Below are 15932 nucleotides of genomic sequence, written 5' to 3' on the forward strand. Positions count from 1 at the left end.
CAGGACCTCTGACCGCCGGGGGTCGGTGCTGTCGGTAGGGTGGACGCATGGCCGTTGAACCTGCACCGATCTCCTTTGCCCGTGGCGCCCCGTCGCTGGACATCATCGACGTCGACGGACTGCGCCGAGCCGCCGAGCGCGCCTTCAGCAAGGACCCCGCCGGTTCCTTCGCCTACGGCACCGCCGTGGGGTACAAGCCGCTGCGGGCGTGGATCGCGCAGCGCCACGGCGTCGCCGAGGACCAGGTGCTCGTCACCAACGGGTCCATGCAGGCCGACGCATTCCTCTTCCAGACCCTGGTGCAGGCCGGAGACGGTGTGATCGTCGAACGGCCAAGCTACGACCGGACGCTGCTGTCCCTGCGAGGACGCGAAGCGAAGGTGCACCCGGTCGAACTCGAGGCCGACGGGGTGAACGTGAGCGCGATGGCCGAACTGCTCGCCGGCGGGACACCGGTGACGTTGGCGCACATCATCCCCAACTTCCAGAACCCGGCCGGCTACACCCTCTCCGGTGAGAAGCGCCGGGCCCTGGTGGCCCTGGCCCGGGAGTATGACTTCACCATCTTCGAGGACGATCCCTACGTGGAACTGCGGTTCACCGGGACCACCGAACCCACCATGTTGTCCCTGGCCGGTGGCGATGAGGTGGTCTACGCCTCCTCCTTCTCCAAGACCGTGTGCCCGGGGATCCGGGTGGGCTACCTGGTGGGCGACGCGGACCTGATCGCCACGATCACCAAGTTGGCCACCTCCACCTACATCTCGCCGTCGATGGTCTCGCAGTCGATCGTGAACGAGTTCGTCCGGGGTGGCTCCTTCGACTCCTCCATCGAGACGGTCAAGACCGCGCTGTCCCAGCGCGCCAAGCGCCTGGGCGAGGCGTTGCGGGCGGAGTTGCCGCAGGTGAGTTTCGTCGAGCCCGAGGGGGGTTACTTCCTGTGGGTGCAGTTGCCCGAGGGGGTCGACGGCGACGCGCTCACCGAGGCCGCGGCCAAACGCGGAGTCGCGGTGGTCAAGGGCTCGGACTTCGTCACCGACGGTTCCCGGGACGCGATCCGCCTGGCCTACTCCGGGGTCGGCCTGGAGGAGATCAGCGAGGGCGTGACCCGCCTGGCCCAGGCCTTCCGCGAGGTCGCCTGAGCCCGCCGGTGCTGCCCGAGGACGTACCCGCGGCGGCCCACCGGATCGCTGCGCATGTGCACCGCACCCCGGTGCTGACCTCACGGCGTCTGGATGACCGGGTGGGTGCCCGGGTGTTCCTCAAGTGCGAGAACCTGCAGCGCGCCGGTGCCTTCAAGGTCCGGGGTGCCTTCAACGCGCTGCTCCAGCTGGCCCCGGCCCAGGCGGCGGCCGGGGTGATCGCCTACTCCTCGGGTAACCACGCCCAGGCGATCGCATTGGCTGCCGGTGAGTTGGGCGTCCCGGCCACGATAGTGATGCCCCACGACGCCCCCGAGGTGAAGGTCGCCGCGACGAAGGGCTACGGCGCCGACGTGGTGCGGTACGACCGTTACGCCCAGACCCGGGAGCAGCTCGGCGCGGACCTGGCCCGCGAGCGCGGGCTAACGTTGATCCCCCCGTACGACCATCCGCACATCATCGCCGGGCAGGGCACCGCGGCCGCCGAACTCCTGGCCCAGGCTCCCGGGCTGGACGTGGTGCTGGCCCCACTGGGCGGGGGCGGGTTGCTCGCCGGCACCATCCTGGCGGCGCGGGAGGCGGCCCCGGCGGCCCGGATCTACGGGGTGGAGCCCGAGGCCGGGGACGACGGGCTCCGCTCGTTGCGCGCCGGTCGGATCGTGCACATCGACACCCCACGCACCATCGCCGACGGCGCCCAGACGCAGGCGCTGGGCGAGTGGACCTTCCCGATCATCTCCGGCGGCGCCGCCGATGTGCTCACCGTGAGCGACGATGCCTTGCGTGAGGCGATGCGAGTGCTGGCCATGACGACGAAGCTGGTGGCCGAACCCACCGGTGTGCTCGCGCTGGCGGGGCTGCTGACGCACACCGAGATCGTCCGGGGTGGGCGCATCGGGGTGATCGTGTCCGGCGGGAACGTGGACCTGAACCGCTATGCCGCACTGATCGCCACCCAGTAGCGTTTAGCGCATGGCTGCCAAGGCGATCGTGCTGGACGTCCCCGGACCCACTATGCGTCAGGTGCGCCTGTCCAGCCCGGACCGTCTCCTGTGGCCGCAGGAGCAGATCACCAAGGCCGATCTGGCCGAGTACACCATCGCCGTCGGCGACGGTATCCTGCGGGCCGTCGGAGACCGCCCGGTGACGCTGCAACGCTTCCCCACCGGCGTCGACGGGGAGGAGTTCTTCTCCAAGAACCCCCCGCGCGGGGTCCCGGAGTGGGCCCGTACCACGATCTGCACCTACCCGTCGGGGCGGTCCCACCCCCAACTCGTGATCGATGAGGTGGCCACCGCGGTCTGGGCAGTGCAGATGAACACGCTGACCTTCCACCCCTGGCCGGTGCGCTCGGGTGACAACGACCACCCGGACGAATTGCGGATCGACCTGGATCCCCAGCCGGGCCGCACCTTCGGTGACGTGGTCACCGCGGCGATGGCGTTGCGGGAGGTGATGGCCGACGCCGGTCTGGTCGCCTGGGTGAAGACGTCCGGTTCGCGCGGGCTGCACGTGTACGCCCGGATCGATCCGGTCGTGGAGTTCCTCGGCGTGCGTCACGCGGTGATCGCGATCGCGCGGCGCCTGGAGCGGGCGATGCCGGACCTGGTCACCACCGCGTGGTGGAAGGAGGAGCGCGGGAAGAAGATCTTCGTGGACTTCAACCAGGCCAACCGGGACCGCACCATCGCCTCTGCCTACTCCCCCCGGCCCCTGGCCGGGGCGCCGGTGTCGATGCCGGTGCGGTGGGCGGATCTGGACGGGCTGGACCCGGGCCAGTTCACGGTGCGCACCGTGCCCGACATCCTGGCGGCCGACGGCGATGCCTGGGCGGACCTGGACGATCACCTGGGCACACTGGAGGTTGCGATGTCCTGGTGGGAGCAGGACCTCCAGGACGGTCTGGGTGAGGAACCCTTCCCGCCGGAGTACCCCAAGATGCCCGGGGAGCCGCCCAGGGTGCAGCCCTCGAAGAAGCGGCGCGCGGACAGCGAGTACTGAGCCTCAGGAGGCCAGCACCTCGTCGAGGTCGTAGGCCACCGCACGCTCCACCTGCTCCAGGGTCGCCGACTCCGGCTCCCGGTCGGGGCGCCAGCGCAGGAACCTCACCGCGTGGCGGAACCTGTTCCCCTCGAGCTGGTCGAAGGCCACCTCGACCACCCGCTCGGGTCGCAGCCGGACGAAACTGATGTCCTTGCCGGAGCTGAACCGGGAACGGTCGGTCTCCCCCAGGACGGGGGCACCGTCGTCGTCGGTGATCACCCAGGGCCGCAGTTCCTCGACCAGTTCGACCCGGCGTTTATCGGTGAACGCGGCGATCCCGCCCACGTTCACCAAGTCGCCGGCGCCGGAGTACATGCCCAGCAGCAACGATCCGACCCCCCGGCCGGACTTGTGCACCCGGTAGCCCAGCACCACCGCCTCCGCGGTGCGGGCGTGCTTGACCTTGACCATGGTGCGCTTGCCACCCTGGTAGGTGCTCTCCCACGCCTTGGCGACGACGCCGTCCAGCCCGGCCCCCTCGAAGGTGGCGAACCAGTGCCGGGCCACCTCGGCGTCGTCGGTCAGCCGGGTCAGGTGCACCGGGGCACCTGCCCCGGACAGAGCCTGACTCAGGCGGGTACGGCGGGTCCGGAACGAGGCCCCGGTCAGGTCCTGCTCCCCCAGTGCGAGCACGTCGAAGGCGATGAACTCCGCGGGGGTCTGCTCTGCCAGTAGCGCGATTCGGGAGGCGGCCGGGTGCACCCGGGCCGAGAGCGCCTCCCAGTCCAGGCGCTGGGCGCCGGGCTCTCCGGTGCGCACCACCACCTCCCCGTCCAGGACGCACCGGGCGGGCAGGTGCTCACCGAGGGTGTCGGCCAGTTCGGGGAAGTACCGGGTCAGGTCCTTGCCGCTGCGGCTGGCGATCCGGACCTGCGCCCCGTCCCGTGCGATCAGGGCGCGGAACCCGTCCCACTTCGGTTCATAGGCGTACCCACCCTCGATCGCGTCGGCGGCAGGAACTTGTTTGGCGGCCTTGGCCAGCATCGGCGCCGGCGGCCACGACAGCGGCAGATCCATGGGCGAGAGTCTGGCAGGTCCGGCGCCGCTCGCAAAGGCCGGAGACGGTCGATCAGCCGGCGCCCGAACTCTCGCCATGGCCCAGCGGGGCGGTACCGAGCAGTTCATACCGGGGACTGCCGCCCGGGCCGGCGCCCAGTTCGGAGGAGTACAGCCCCACGTCCCGCACCGACCACGCCGGTCCGCGGTAGACCGAGAGGGCCCGCACCAGGCCGGGCAGTTCGGTGCCGTCGGAGCGCCGGCCGGTGCGGGCGACGGTCAGGTGCCCGCGCCGGCGCCTACGGTCCGGCTCGGTGGTCAGTTCGGCGCAGGAGGCCATCAAGCCCACCAACGCCCGCTCGTCGGCCCGGTCCGCACCGGCCACCCCCATCCACAGCGTGCGCCCGGTGAACGAGCCCGCCCCGGACAGCCGCAGCGTGATCGCCCGGCTCATCGCGGCATTCGCGGTCAGCGCCTGCATCAGGTCCGGCACGGACCCATCGGGAACCTGCCCGTAGAACGCCGTGGTGATGTGCCACTGGGCGGGATGCACCCAGCGCAACCGCGACCCGGCAGCGTCGCGGATCACCTCCAGCGCACCGTCGAGGTGCTCGGCGGCCTCGGCAGCGAGGTCGACTGCGGCGAAGACTCTCATCGCCGCCCGACCCGTTGCGCCGGGGATTCCGGTTGCCCTCCTGGGTCAGCGCTGCTGGCGACGTCCGGCTGCTGCCGACGGCGCCACCGTCCCAGTCCCAGGCCGAGGCCGAACAGCACCAGCGCTACCGCCGCGGTGAGCGGCACCACCAGGGTCCAGTCGATCCGCTCGATCACCGGAAGCATCTCGGGTCGCTCCACCGAGGTCTCGGCCAACACCAGCCAGCACGGCGGCATCGGTCCGGATGGTCACCTCGGCCAGGCACTCCCCGGACAGGTTCGGGATGCAGATACGTGCGTCCAGTTCCAGGTGTACCGCGGCGTAGAAGCCCACCGCTGTGGCCGACCCGGTGGCCGCATCGGCCTGCTCGGTGCGGCCCATCCGCACCTGCACCCCGCCACCGGCCTCGAACACCCCGCCCAGGGTCTGCACCAGCGTGGTCAGTCCCGGCACCGCCGTCTCCAGCGCCTCCAGGGCATCGGCCGTGGACAGGTACTGATCGATGTCCACCGGCTCATCGACCGGCAGGGGCACCTGGCGGCCGAAGAACTGCACACTCGGCCGGCCCGCTGAGGCAGTGGGCTCCTCGGTGGGATGAGTGCTCACCTGGGCGTGCACTCCACCGACCCGCAACACATCCAGGCCGAGCAGGCCGACGTCCACCTGACCGGTACGGGCCAGGGCGGACAGGTCGCCGTCCTGGACGCGCTCGGTCCTCGCGCTGATCTCCTCGACGGTGACCAGACCGGGAATCCGGCGCTCCGGCTGGGTCCGGGACTCGGCGCCCGAAGGCGGTTCCGGGGTGTGGACCTGCGCGGCGATCTCCTGGCGGCCCCTCAGGATGGGATCGCGGGTGAGCCGGTCCAGGATCGGCTGCACCGCGGAGATCGCGCCACTGGCGCTGACCTCCAGGCGCACCTCGGGGGCCTGCCCGCGCATCCCGGTGGCCTCCGCGGACCCGCCCAGGCTCGCGTGAGCCGGCGTGGCCAGCACCGTCGCGACCAGCATGGCCACGATGATGCCCGAACCGAGGCGGACCGCCCACGAGCCGGCCTGCTGCGTTCCCATCCAGTGCACGATACTGCCGCCGCGGGGCCACCGGGGCCGTGGGACGGACAACGCGATGTTCCGGCTCACCCCCGAGGTCAGGGCCGCGCCGCCGGCGCCGCGCCAAGGCCGGCCAGGAACCTGCGGGTCTGCCGCGGACTGCGCAGCACCACCACCCGGCCCGCCGGTGGGTCGGCCGCCCAGCAGCGGATCCGGGCTCGTTTGCGGGCGAAGGACCGGCAGTGCCAAATGAGGATCGAATCGCGGGAGAACAGTACCCGGAAGGTTTCGGTGTTGCCGTTGCAGATCGGCCGCCGGTCGATCGCGCGCGCCAGGCTGCGGCGCACCAACCGTCCCAGTGACACCACCCGCGGATAGTCCAGCGCCACGATCACCTCGGTCCGGCCGAGCACCACATCCAGCCAGGCGCCGTAAGCGGTGTCCATCACCCAGGCGTGCTGCGCCACGACCTGCTCGACCAGGTTCCGCTGCTCGCCCGCCGGCCGGCTCACCCACCCCGGCAACCAGCCGATCTCATCATCGACGCTGACCGCGCGCACGCCCAGCGCGCCGGCGAGCTCGCGGGCCAAGGTGGTCTTCCCACTCCCGGTGACCCCGTAGATGAGGATCCGCTGTGCCCGCACCGCCACACCGTACCGGCGGCGCCGCCGCGTGCCAATCCGCGAGAATATCCCCTCGCGCTCCAGCCCCGGCGGCCGGGATCATCGCACCATGAAGAATTACCGGATCATGCCCCTGTCCCCCGCCGATGCCGACCGGCTCACCGCCACCGATGTGCTGGTGTGGTTCCACGACCGGCCCGGGCTCAGCCCGCAGGAGTTCATGGCGACCCTGGACCCGCAGATGGTCTGGGGGGTGGAGTACTCCGGTCCCGAGCCCGTGGCCCTTCCCCAGCCCCGCCCGCTGGCCGCCACTTTCGCCTCGTGGGACATGGATCTGACGGTTCCCGGGCCGGGTGACCAGGTGCGCCGGGTCCCGATGGATGCCCTGACCTGGGTCGGGGTGCACCCGGACCACCGTCGGCGCGGGCTGTTGCGGTCGATGATCTCCCACCAGGTGCACCGGGTGCGTGAACAGGGCCGCGCTGCGCTCGCCGGCCTGCACGCCTCGGAACCAGGGATCTACGGGCGATTCGGGTACGCGGTGGCCTCCCTGGACATCACCCTGACCCTGAACCGCGGCATCACCCTGGCCGCGCCGGAGCACATCGCGCGGTCGGCCGAGGGCATCAGCACCCACCTGTTGCCCGCCTCGGAGTCCGCTGACCTGGTCCAGCAGGTGCACCGCGCCACCACCGCCGCCACGCTGGGGGCGGTGGCCCGCCGCGACGCCCAGGGCGCCACCTGGTGGGTGGACCACGCGACCGAGCGCGGCAGCAAGGAACCGCTCCGGCTGCTGCTGGCCCAGCGCGAGAAGGAGCCGGTCGGATATGCGATCATCCGGCGTCAGGCCAAGTGGTCCAGCGCCGGCCTGCCCGAGGGCAAGGTCCACGTATGGGAGATGGCCGCGGTCGACTCCGCCGCGCTGCTCGCCCTGGGTCGGAGATTGGTGGATGTGGACCTGACCACCGGAGCCGAACTGCCGAACCGATCCCTGCACGATCCGCTGCTGTGGTGGGCCGGGGGGCCCCGCGCGGCCGGGGTGCGCGGGTCGGACAGCCTGTGGCTGCGCATCATCGATGTCGCCGAAGCGCTGTCCCAGCGGGGGTATGCCGCGCCCTGTGACGTGGTCCTGGAGGTCACCGACCAGATGTGCCCGCCGAATGCCGGGCGGTGGCACCTGCAGGTCGGCGCCGACGGCACCGGGCGGTGCCGAAGGACCGACGACGACGCGCACGTGCGCCTGGACGTCTCGGACCTGGCCGCGACCTACCTGGGCAACCGGTCGATCGCCGGCCAGGCTGCTGCCGGGTACGTCACCGAGGTGCGTCCGGGCGCGGTGGCCGAACTGTCCCGCGCGATGCGCACCGACACCGCGCCGTACGGCGCACTGATGTTCTGAGGGCCTCAGACCCAGTCGATGACGACGTCCGCGCGGTCCCGGGTGGTGGCCACCAGGGCAGCGTTGGCAGCATCGGACCCGTCGGTGAAGGCCAGGGCGCGCTCGCGCGTCTTACCTCCGGCCAGGTGCCGGGCAAGGAGTCGCTCGCGCCGGGCATCGTCGTCGGTGCGCACGAACCACGCCTCGTCGAGCAGGCCCGGGACCTGGTCCCAGGGCGTGGTGTCCAACAGCAGGTAGTTGCCCTCGGTCAGGATCACCTGATCGCCGGGGTGAACCGGAACCGCGGAGCCGATCGGCTGTTCCACGGCCCCGCGCAGGTACATCGGTGCGTAAACGGTGTTGGTGCTCTCCTGACGCAGCCGGCGCAACAGCGCGAGATACCCGTGGGCGTCGAAGGTGTCCGGGGCGCCCTTGCGCTCGGCCCGTCCGAGCCGGTCCAGTTCGGCCTGGGCCAGGTGGAAGCCGTCCATGCCGACGACGGCGCAGCCCACCTGCTCGGCGTGCAGTTCCCGCGCCAGGGCCGCGGTGAGAGTGGACTTGCCTGCTCCGGGCGGCCCGCTGACACCGATCAGCACCCGGCCGGAGTTGCACAGGGCGCGGATCCGGTCGACCAGGTGCCCCAGGTCGCCCGGGGAGGCAGTCAGCCTGGCTGGGGGCGTCATCGATGGCGCTGTGCCCGAGCCGAGGCGAACAGGCACAACGTGGCCGCCATGGCAAGGTTGAGCGACTCGGCATGGCCGCGGATTCCGATGCGCACCACCGCATCGGCCATCGCGCGCTCACGGGCGGTCAGGCCGTGGGCCTCGTTCCCGAACACCCACAGGGTCGGCCGGGACAGGTCCCCGGTTCCCGCGGCGTCGGCGAGGTCGTCCAACTCCACCTGCCCCTCGCCGTCGGCCGCCAGCACCTGCATTCCGGCATTGCGAGCCCGCTCGATGGTGCCGGTCAGGTCCGCTCCGGTGGCCACCGGCAGGTGGAACATCGATCCCGCGCTGGAGCGCACCGTCTTCGGGTTGTGCAACTCCACGCTCGCTTCGGAGAGCACCACCCCACCGGCCCCGGCGGCATCGGCCGCCCGGATCACCGTTCCGGCGTTACCGGGATCGCGCACTTGGTGCAGAAAGGCCACCAAGGGCCCCTCGAGCGCCTCCTCCACGGGAACCGGCTCGATCCTGGCCACCACGAGCACCCCCTGGGCGTCCGGGCTCATCGCGTGCAGTACCTGCTCCGAGGCGGTCGTGGTGCTCCGGGCGGCCACCTGCCGGGCGCGTTCGGCGATGTCGGGATGGCGCTCGGCCGCCTGGGGCGTGTGGAAGACCTGCACCACGATGCCCGGTTGGTGCGTCAGCACCGCGCGCACGCTCTGGGGCCCCTCGATGAGGAACTTGGCCTGGCGCCCGCGCACAGAACGCCCGGCCAGCGCGCGGACCCGTTTGACGCGCGGTGCGCGGGCGTCAGTCAGGTCCACCGGGCCGGCCGGGCGTTCGGCTGCGCTCGAGAGTGGGCTCAAGCCGTAGCCGGAGCGTTCACATCCTCCGGCAGGGCGTCCTTGGCCACCTTCACCAGCGCCGCGAAGGCTTCGGTGTCGTTGACTGCCAGGTCTGCCAGGACGCGACGGTCCACCTCCACCTGAGCCAGTTTCAGGCCCTGGATGAACCGGTTGTAGGTCAGGCCGTAACTACGCGCCGCGGCGTTGATCCGCTGGATCCACAGCCGACGGAAGTCACCCTTGCGGGCCCGGCGGTCGCGGTAGGCGTAGTTGAGTGAGTGGTCGACCTGTTCCTTGGCCTTGCGGTACAGCCGGGACCGCTGCCCGCGGTAGCCGCTGGCGCGCTCCAGTGTCGTCCGGCGCTTCTTATGGGCGTTGACCGCCCGCTTGACGCGTGCCACGTGATGCTCCTTGGTTGGGGTGCCGGGCGCTTACTTGCCGAGCAGTTTCTTGGTCTTCTTGGTGTCCGCGGGTGAAACGACCACGTCGTTCACCAGCCGGCGCGCCTGGCGCTTGCTTCGTTCCTGGAACTTGTGCACGTGGCGCGCGCGCTGGCGCATGATCTTCCCCGAGCCGGTCACGCGGAAGCGCTTCTTGGCACCGGAGTTGGTCTTGTTCTTGGGCATGGCCTCTTCCTTGATCTTCCCGGCACGCCGGCCGGGAGGTGGTGCGGACGTCTCAGGACGACGTTGCCGCGTCGTTCTGCTGAGCTTCTTCTCGAGCCTGACGGTCGCGCCGCTGCTGGCTGCGAGCTTCGGACTTCTTGGTGTTCGGGCCGAGCACCATGGTCATGTTCCGCCCGTCCTGGCGCGGCACGGACTCCACGTGACCCAGTTCCTCCACATCCTCGGCCAGGCGCTGCAGCAGCCGCATGCCCATCTCCGGACGGGACTGCTCGCGGCCGCGGAACATGATCATGACCTTGACCTTGTCCCCGCCCTTGAGGAACCGCTCGACGTGGCCCTTCTTGGTGGCGTAGTCGTGTTCGTCGATCTTGAGCCGGAACCTGATTTCCTTCAGGACGGTGTGTGCCTGGTTGCGCCGCGCGTCACGGGCCTTCATGTCCGACTCGTACTTGAACTTGCCGTAGTCCATGAGTTTGGCAACCGGCGGCCGGGCGTCCGGCGCGACCTCGACCAGGTCGAGATCGGCCTCGGCGGCAAGGCGCGCAGCGCGTCTTCGACCCGGACAACTCCTACCTGCTCGCCGCTCGGGCCGACCAGGCGTACTTCCGGGACGCGAATCCGATCGTTGATGCGGGGATCGCTGATGTGTGGCTCCTTCGTGAGGTGATCTTCTTCCACCCACGAGAAAGGCCCCCGCGGGTGTGCGGAGGCCTGTGGTCTGAGCGTCTGCTCGTGCGGACATCAACTGCCCGCGACCGGGACCCAGGCTCTGGTGCGGCGTGACCCGTTCGGTCGAGCAGGGGTGGGAGTGGCTCCGCTTGGTCCGGCCCGTCAGGACCGGTTGGTCAGCGACGAGTCTAACACGCACGCACCCGCAACTGAACGGCGTCGACACGTTCGGCGACAAGATCACATCGTGCCAGTTCCGCACCGGCCCGGGACGTGATCCGGGCCACCTGCGCGCGGGACAGCCCTGCTGGTACCCCCAGGACCACCGTGGTGGCCCCGCCCGGTGCGTCTTCCAGTTCCACCGTCGCGACCCCCCGGCACCTTGCGCAGTGCCGCACCGACCTGCGCGCGCAACTGGTCGTCGTCGGCCGGGGGCACCCAGGGACGGCCCTGCGCCAGCGCCCACACCGCGGGCCGGGGCACCAGCACCGGGACCGGGCCGGCTGGATCCAGCACCAGCAGGCCGTCGGACTCGGTCACGGTGGCCAGGGCTGCCTGCGGACCGGGCACCGGGATCGGGCGGGCGTCCGGGCGCCAGGCGTGCAGGGTCTGCAGCGCCGAGAACACCGGCATCGCCGAGCGACCGTCGGGCGTGGCCACCGTCACCATGGCCGCCGAGGCCTGCTTCTCCCCCGCGATCGGCATGCCCCCGGCTCCGGCGACTTCCTCGGCATGTTCGTCCAGGTGTGCCACGACCGGTACCAGCAGGCGGGCCCGGACCAGGGCATCGACCACGGCCCGCAACCGCTCCTGCGCACCGGTCCGCGCCAGGGCCGCGCCCAGGTGAGGATCGGTGCTGCCGTCATCGCCGCGAAGGCCGACGTCGGCGGCAACTCCCGGGACATCAGGAACGCCCGGCCACATCCAGGGCCTGGCCGAGCGTGAACGCACCGGCGTACAGGGCCTTGCCCACGATCGCGCCCTCGACGCCGATCGGGGTGAGTTCGGCCAGGGCCTCGATGTCGGCCAGGCTGGAGATCCCCCCGGATGCCACCACCGGGGCGTCCGTGCGGGCACACACGCGGGTGAGCAGGTCGGTGTTCGGACCACGCATGGTGCCGTCCTTGGTGACGTCGGTGACGACGTAGCGCGCGCACCCGTCCTCCTCCAGGCGTGCCAGCACCTCCCACAGGTCCCCACCCTCCCGGGTCCAGCCACGGGCGGCCAGGGTGGTGCCGCGCACGTCCAGCCCCACAGCGATCCGGTCGCCGTGCTCCCCGATCACCCTGGCCGTCCAGTCCGGGTCCTCCAGGGCCGCGGTGCCCAGGTTCACGCGGCGGCAGCCGGTGGCCAGGGCGCGCTGCAGCGACTCGTCGTCGCGGATCCCGCCGGACAGTTCCACATCGATATCCAACGCCCCGACCACCTCGGCGAGCAGGTCGGCGTTGGAGCCGCGGCCGAAGGCGGCGTCCAGATCCACCAGGTGCACCCAGGAGGCGCCGTCGCGCTGCCAGGTCAGCGCCGCCTCCAGTGGTGAGCCGTAGTGCGTCTCGGTGCCGGCTTCTCCCTGCACCAGGCGCACGGCCTGGCCGTCGGCCACATCGACGGCGGGGAGTAGTTCAAGTGTGCTCAAGGGTCTCCTCAGGTCAGGGTGTTCAACCAGTTGCGCAACAGGGCGGCGCCGGCGGTGCCGGACTTCTCCGGGTGGAACTGGGTGGCGCTCAGCGATCCGTTCTCCACCGCGGCCACGAAGCGGGTGTTCCGCTCGGAACTGCCGTGGGTGGACCAGGTGGTGCGCAGGTGCGCCGGGGCGGACCGGGCGGCGTAGGAGTGTACGAAGTAGAACCGTTCCTCCTCCAGTCCGGCGAACAGGGCGCTGTCCGGTGGTGGCTCGACGGTGGACCATCCCATGTGCGGGACGACGGGGGCGTCCAGGCGCTCCACCCGGCCGGGCCAGTGGCCCAGCCCTCGGGTGTGCACGCCGTGCTCGAGTCCGTCGCTGAACATCACCTGCAGGCCGACGCAGATGCCCAGCACCGGACGGCCGGCGGCCAGCCGGTCACCGATCATCTGCGGCGCCCCGACCTGCTCCAGCGCGGCCATCACCGAGGCGAAGGCCCCCACGCCGGGCACGACCAGCCCGTCAGCGCCCGCGACCGCCTCGGGCTGGGCGGTCAGGTCCACCCGGGCACCGGCCCGGCGCAGGCCCCGGACCACCGAGCGCACGTTCCCCGACCCGTAGTCCAGCACCGCCACCCGCGGCGCGAGCGGGATCGTCATCGCTTCTTGCGCCGTCGGGTTCCGAACAGGCCCCCGGGGCGCGCTACCTTCGCTGGATCGATCCGTCCGGGTGCATCCAATGGGTCCAGGGCGCCGATCAGCAGGGACTCCAGCACGTCGTCAGCGTTCGCCAGCACCAGTCCGGCGGGCACCTCCTGCCCCGCCTCCCCGCCGGTGTACTCCCGGCCGGTGATGGTGCCGCTGGGCCCGTCCTGCCCGGTGCCGAGGTTCGCGGTGAGCAGCACCACCCCGACCTTGGCGGTGCGGGACAGCGTCTGCGCCAGCTCCACGGCCTCGGCCGGGGCGCCGGTGAGCAGCAGTTCGGTCTCATCGACCGGGCCGGTGATGGTGCGCACGGCCAGCGCCCCGTTCCTGGAGGCGATCACGTGGGCGTCGATGGAGGCCATCGCGCACAGCGCGGCCAGGGCCGCGGCCGAACGGATCGGGGTCAGCACCACCGCGATGATCCGGCGCTGGTCGGTGCTTTCGGTGCCCGCGCTGCCGTCGGCGTGATCAATCTCATCATGGCGCTCGGTCGGCGCGGCGGCGGGGCGGTCGGGTTCGGTGGCCTGACCGAACTCGGCCGCGAAGGCGGCGTCGAAGGCCGCCTGGTCGAAGACGTCGCCGTTGAGGCGTTCGTCCTCGACCCGCTCCTCACGGTCGCCGTCGTCATCCCCGGGCGGTACCGCGGTCACAACGCCCCCTTGGTGGAGGGCACCCCGTCCACCCGCGCGTCGGGTGCGACCGCTGCGCGCAGCGCCCTGGCCAACGCCTTGAACTGGGCCTCGGCGATGTGGTGCGGGTCCCGCCCGGAGAGCAGGTGAACGTGCAGGCAGATTCCGGCGTGGTAGGCCAGCGACTCGAAGACGTGCCCGGTGAGGGAGCCGGTGAAGTGCCCGCCGATCAGGTGGTGGGCCTGGGCCTCCGGCTCCCCGGAGTGCACCACGTAGGGACGCCCGGAGATGTCCACCACGGCCCGGGCCAGGGCCTCGTCCAGCGGCACCAGGGCGTCACCGAATCGAGCGATGCCGCTCTTGTCCCCCAGGGCCTGGCGCAGGGCCTGGCCGAGCGCGATGGCGGTGTCCTCCACGGTGTGGTGGGCGTCGATCTCGGTGTCGCCCTCGGCCCGGACGGTCAGGTCGACCAGGGAGTGCTTGCCCAGCGCGGTGAGCATGTGGTCGTAGAACGGCACCGTGGTGGAGATGTCGGTGGCGCCGGTGCCATCCAGGTTGACCTCGACGCTGACGGTGGACTCCGACGTGCTGCGTTCGACCTTCGCGGTGCGTGAGCTCACCGGCTGGTCACCTCCTTCAATGCGCCGCGGAAGGCGGCCATGTCCTCTTCGGTCCCGATCGAGACCCTCAAGTATCCCGCAGGCCCAGTCTCCCTGATCAACACACCTCGGTCCACCAGCCCCTGCCAGATGCGGTGCCGGTCGGCGAAGGTGCCGAACAGCACGAAATTCGCGTCGGAGTCCGCAACCGTGAAGCCCTGCGCACGCAGCCATGCCACGCACTCATCGCGCACGGCGCGCAGTGCGGCCACGCCCTCCTGGAGGGCCGGAGCGTGGGCCAGGGCGGTGCGGGCCACCGCCTGGGTGATGGCCGAGAGGTGGTAGGGCAGGCGGACCACACGCAGGGCATCGACTACTTCTGCGGCCCCGGCCAGGTAGCCCACCCGGGCGCCGGCGAGGGCGAAGGCCTTCGACATCGTCCTCGCCACCACCAGGTGCGGGTGATCGGGCCGGATACTCAACGCGCTGGCCGTGCCCTCCCGCCGGAACTCCGCGTAGGCCTCGTCGATCACCACGAGGCTCGCGGCGCCGTCCGGGCCGGTGTCGGTGGTCCCGGCGACGATCGCGCGGATGGTCTCGATGTCCATCGCGGTACCGGTGGGGTTGTTCGGGCTGGCGATCAGGACGACGGCGGGGCGCACCTTCGCGATCTGCTCCAGCGCGTGCTCGGCGTCCAGGCGGAAGTCCGGCGTCCGCGTGCCGGCGACGTAGGTGGTGAAGGTGTCCCGGGCGTACTCGGGGTACATCGAGTAGGTCGGTGCGAAGGACAGCACCGTCCGGCCCGGACCGCCGTAGGCCTGCAGCAGGTGCAACATGACCTCGTTCGAACCGTTGGCGGCCCAGATGTTCTCCGCCCGCAGTTCATCAGCACCGGACTCGACCGCCAGATAACCGGCCAGTTCGGTACGCAGGCCCACGAAGTCCCGGTCCGGATACCGGTTCACCCCCGCCGCGGCGCGGGCGACGGAATCGGCGATGTCGGCCACCACCTGCTCCGGTGGCGGGTAGGGGTTCTCGTTGGTGTTCAACGGGACCGGCACGTCCAACTGGGGGGCGCCGTAGGGTTCGATCCCGATCAGGTCCGGGCGTAGCGGCAAGGTCACACCGGTGAGTCTAGAACGTGTGCCCCGGCGGTCGGTCCCGCGCCCGGCGCGGAAGCGTCAGCAGGTTCGCTCCGTCGCGCTTCCGCGGGAGCCTCGGGAGGCACCGTCCTGAGCGCAGGAGGTACTCACGGCGATGTCGGACCCCGACGATAGCGTGGCAAACATACGTTCGAGTAAGGCGAGCGCGATGACCACGACGACGGCCACCCCATCACTGAGACCATCGACACCACAACAGTTGCCACCCGGCTGGAGGAAGAGATCAGCGGCCTGGCCTCCGGGTAGCCCGGGCGCTCCCGGGGCTGCCGCTGATCAGCGCCGACTTTCGAGCGGGCCTGGTCAGTTACTCCAAGGTTCGCGCCCTGACCCGGGTGGCCACCCCGGAGACCGAGGAGAGCCTCCTCGGCGTCGCCCGTAGAGCCAGTGCGACCAATTGGCACGGGACTACCTGGGCAGTACCGATCCCAACGGGCCATCGACTGCTTCCGGCTCAGCAGCGGCGCCGGATGGGGCTGAGGAACATGCCACCTTGGCCGACGCGCTGGTCCAGATCTGTGCCGAGGGTA

18 protein-coding genes and 1 pseudogene are annotated in these 15932 nt (G+C 71.1%); 4 read left to right on the top strand and 15 right to left on the bottom strand.

The window, feature by feature from the left end; translation table 11 throughout:
* The first annotated feature begins 47 nt into the window (after window positions 1-47).
* From ACRRRO_RS20165 to ligD, 3 genes are read left to right on the top strand one after another with little or no spacing between them, the layout of a single operon-like run.
* Window positions 48-1142 (top strand): PLP-dependent aminotransferase family protein, encoded by a 1095-nt coding sequence (locus ACRRRO_RS20165; RefSeq protein WP_424797156.1) that lies wholly within the window; start codon window positions 48-50, stop codon window positions 1140-1142.
* A gap of 8 nt (window positions 1143-1150) precedes the next feature.
* Window positions 1151-2104: a threo-3-hydroxy-L-aspartate ammonia-lyase gene (locus ACRRRO_RS20170; RefSeq protein WP_424797157.1), complete on the top strand. Its 954-nt coding sequence runs from the start codon at window positions 1151-1153 to the stop codon at window positions 2102-2104.
* Between the two features lie 10 nt (window positions 2105-2114).
* Window positions 2115-3143 carry a non-homologous end-joining DNA ligase gene (ligD, locus tag ACRRRO_RS20175; RefSeq protein ID WP_424797158.1) on the top strand — a complete coding sequence of 343 codons (1029 nt, stop codon included), beginning with the start codon at window positions 2115-2117 and terminating at the stop codon, window positions 3141-3143.
* Window positions 3144-3146: 3 nt separating this feature from the next.
* On the opposite strand, the gene ACRRRO_RS20180 is transcribed toward ligD, so the two are convergent.
* The 4 genes from ACRRRO_RS20180 to ACRRRO_RS20195 all read right to left on the bottom strand — a co-directional run bounded on the left by ACRRRO_RS20180 (window position 3147) and on the right by ACRRRO_RS20195 (window position 6527).
* On the bottom strand, window positions 3147-4202 hold the full coding sequence (locus ACRRRO_RS20180) for an ATP-dependent DNA ligase (RefSeq protein ID WP_424797159.1): 1056 nt from the start codon (window positions 4200-4202) through the stop codon (window positions 3147-3149).
* 52 nt (window positions 4203-4254) lie between these two features.
* Window positions 4255-4836 carry an RNA 2',3'-cyclic phosphodiesterase gene (thpR, locus tag ACRRRO_RS20185; protein ID WP_424797160.1) on the bottom strand — a complete coding sequence of 194 codons (582 nt, stop codon included), beginning with the start codon at window positions 4834-4836 and terminating at the stop codon, window positions 4255-4257.
* Between the two features lie 45 nt (window positions 4837-4881).
* On the bottom strand, window positions 4882-5904 hold the full coding sequence (locus tag ACRRRO_RS20190) for a hypothetical protein (protein ID WP_434080753.1): 1023 nt from the start codon (window positions 5902-5904) through the stop codon (window positions 4882-4884).
* Window positions 5905-5981: 77 nt separating this feature from the next.
* Window positions 5982-6527: an AAA family ATPase gene (locus ACRRRO_RS20195; protein ID WP_424797162.1), complete on the bottom strand. Its 546-nt coding sequence runs from the start codon at window positions 6525-6527 to the stop codon at window positions 5982-5984.
* An 88-nt stretch (window positions 6528-6615) separates the two neighbouring features.
* Here ACRRRO_RS20195 and ACRRRO_RS20200 point away from each other — a divergent pair, with 88 nt between their 5' ends.
* On the top strand, window positions 6616-7905 hold the full coding sequence (locus tag ACRRRO_RS20200; RefSeq protein ID WP_424797163.1) for a GNAT family N-acetyltransferase: 1290 nt from the start codon (window positions 6616-6618) through the stop codon (window positions 7903-7905).
* 5 nt (window positions 7906-7910) lie between these two features.
* Here ACRRRO_RS20200 and ACRRRO_RS20205 read toward each other — a convergent pair whose 3' ends face one another.
* From ACRRRO_RS20205 to ACRRRO_RS20255, 11 genes and pseudogenes are all read right to left on the bottom strand, one after another.
* Entirely contained in the window at window positions 7911-8567 is a 657-nt protein-coding gene (locus ACRRRO_RS20205) for a nucleoside/nucleotide kinase family protein (protein ID WP_424797164.1), read from the bottom strand.
* Window positions 8564-9415, bottom strand: a complete 852-nt coding sequence (locus ACRRRO_RS20210) for a TrmH family RNA methyltransferase (protein ID WP_424797165.1) — start codon at window positions 9413-9415, stop codon at window positions 8564-8566. The genes ACRRRO_RS20205 and ACRRRO_RS20210 overlap by 4 nt, the downstream gene beginning before the upstream one ends.
* Window positions 9412-9795, bottom strand: a complete 384-nt coding sequence (gene rplT, locus ACRRRO_RS20215; protein ID WP_424791404.1) for a 50S ribosomal protein L20 — start codon at window positions 9793-9795, stop codon at window positions 9412-9414. Before rplT ends, ACRRRO_RS20210 begins: the two co-directional genes overlap by 4 nt.
* A 30-nt stretch (window positions 9796-9825) precedes the next feature.
* Window positions 9826-10020 carry a 50S ribosomal protein L35 gene (gene rpmI / locus ACRRRO_RS20220; protein WP_424787903.1) on the bottom strand — a complete coding sequence of 65 codons (195 nt, stop codon included), beginning with the start codon at window positions 10018-10020 and terminating at the stop codon, window positions 9826-9828.
* Between the two features lie 52 nt (window positions 10021-10072).
* A pseudogene (infC, locus tag ACRRRO_RS20225) lies at window positions 10073-10698 on the bottom strand (translation initiation factor IF-3).
* Window positions 10699-10929: 231 nt separating this feature from the next.
* The gene (locus ACRRRO_RS20230; RefSeq protein ID WP_434080754.1) at window positions 10930-11613 is read right to left on the bottom strand and encodes an SseB family protein; all 684 of its coding nucleotides are present in this window, start codon (window positions 11611-11613) and stop codon (window positions 10930-10932) included.
* Complete coding sequence (gene priA / locus ACRRRO_RS20235; RefSeq protein WP_424797168.1) at window positions 11594-12322, bottom strand: bifunctional 1-(5-phosphoribosyl)-5-((5-phosphoribosylamino)methylideneamino)imidazole-4-carboxamide isomerase/phosphoribosylanthranilate isomerase PriA; 729 nt, start codon at window positions 12320-12322, stop codon at window positions 11594-11596. The genes ACRRRO_RS20230 and priA overlap by 20 nt, the downstream gene beginning before the upstream one ends.
* A gap of 8 nt (window positions 12323-12330) precedes the next feature.
* Entirely contained in the window at window positions 12331-12969 is a 639-nt protein-coding gene (hisH, locus tag ACRRRO_RS20240; protein WP_424797169.1) for an imidazole glycerol phosphate synthase subunit HisH, read from the bottom strand.
* Window positions 12966-13664 carry a hypothetical protein gene (locus ACRRRO_RS20245; protein WP_424797170.1) on the bottom strand — a complete coding sequence of 233 codons (699 nt, stop codon included), beginning with the start codon at window positions 13662-13664 and terminating at the stop codon, window positions 12966-12968. Before ACRRRO_RS20245 ends, hisH begins: the two co-directional genes overlap by 4 nt.
* The gene (hisB, locus tag ACRRRO_RS20250) at window positions 13661-14263 is read right to left on the bottom strand and encodes an imidazoleglycerol-phosphate dehydratase HisB (RefSeq protein WP_424797171.1); all 603 of its coding nucleotides are present in this window, start codon (window positions 14261-14263) and stop codon (window positions 13661-13663) included. Before hisB ends, ACRRRO_RS20245 begins: the two co-directional genes overlap by 4 nt.
* Window positions 14260-15366, bottom strand: coding sequence for a histidinol-phosphate transaminase (locus ACRRRO_RS20255; protein ID WP_424797172.1), 1107 nt, complete (start codon window positions 15364-15366; stop codon window positions 14260-14262). Before ACRRRO_RS20255 ends, hisB begins: the two co-directional genes overlap by 4 nt.
* Between the last annotated feature and the right edge of the window lie 566 nt (window positions 15367-15932).

The organism is Sanguibacter sp. Z1732 (assembly GCF_051020515.1).
GTDB lineage: Bacteria > Actinomycetota > Actinomycetes > Actinomycetales > Beutenbergiaceae > CALKWS01.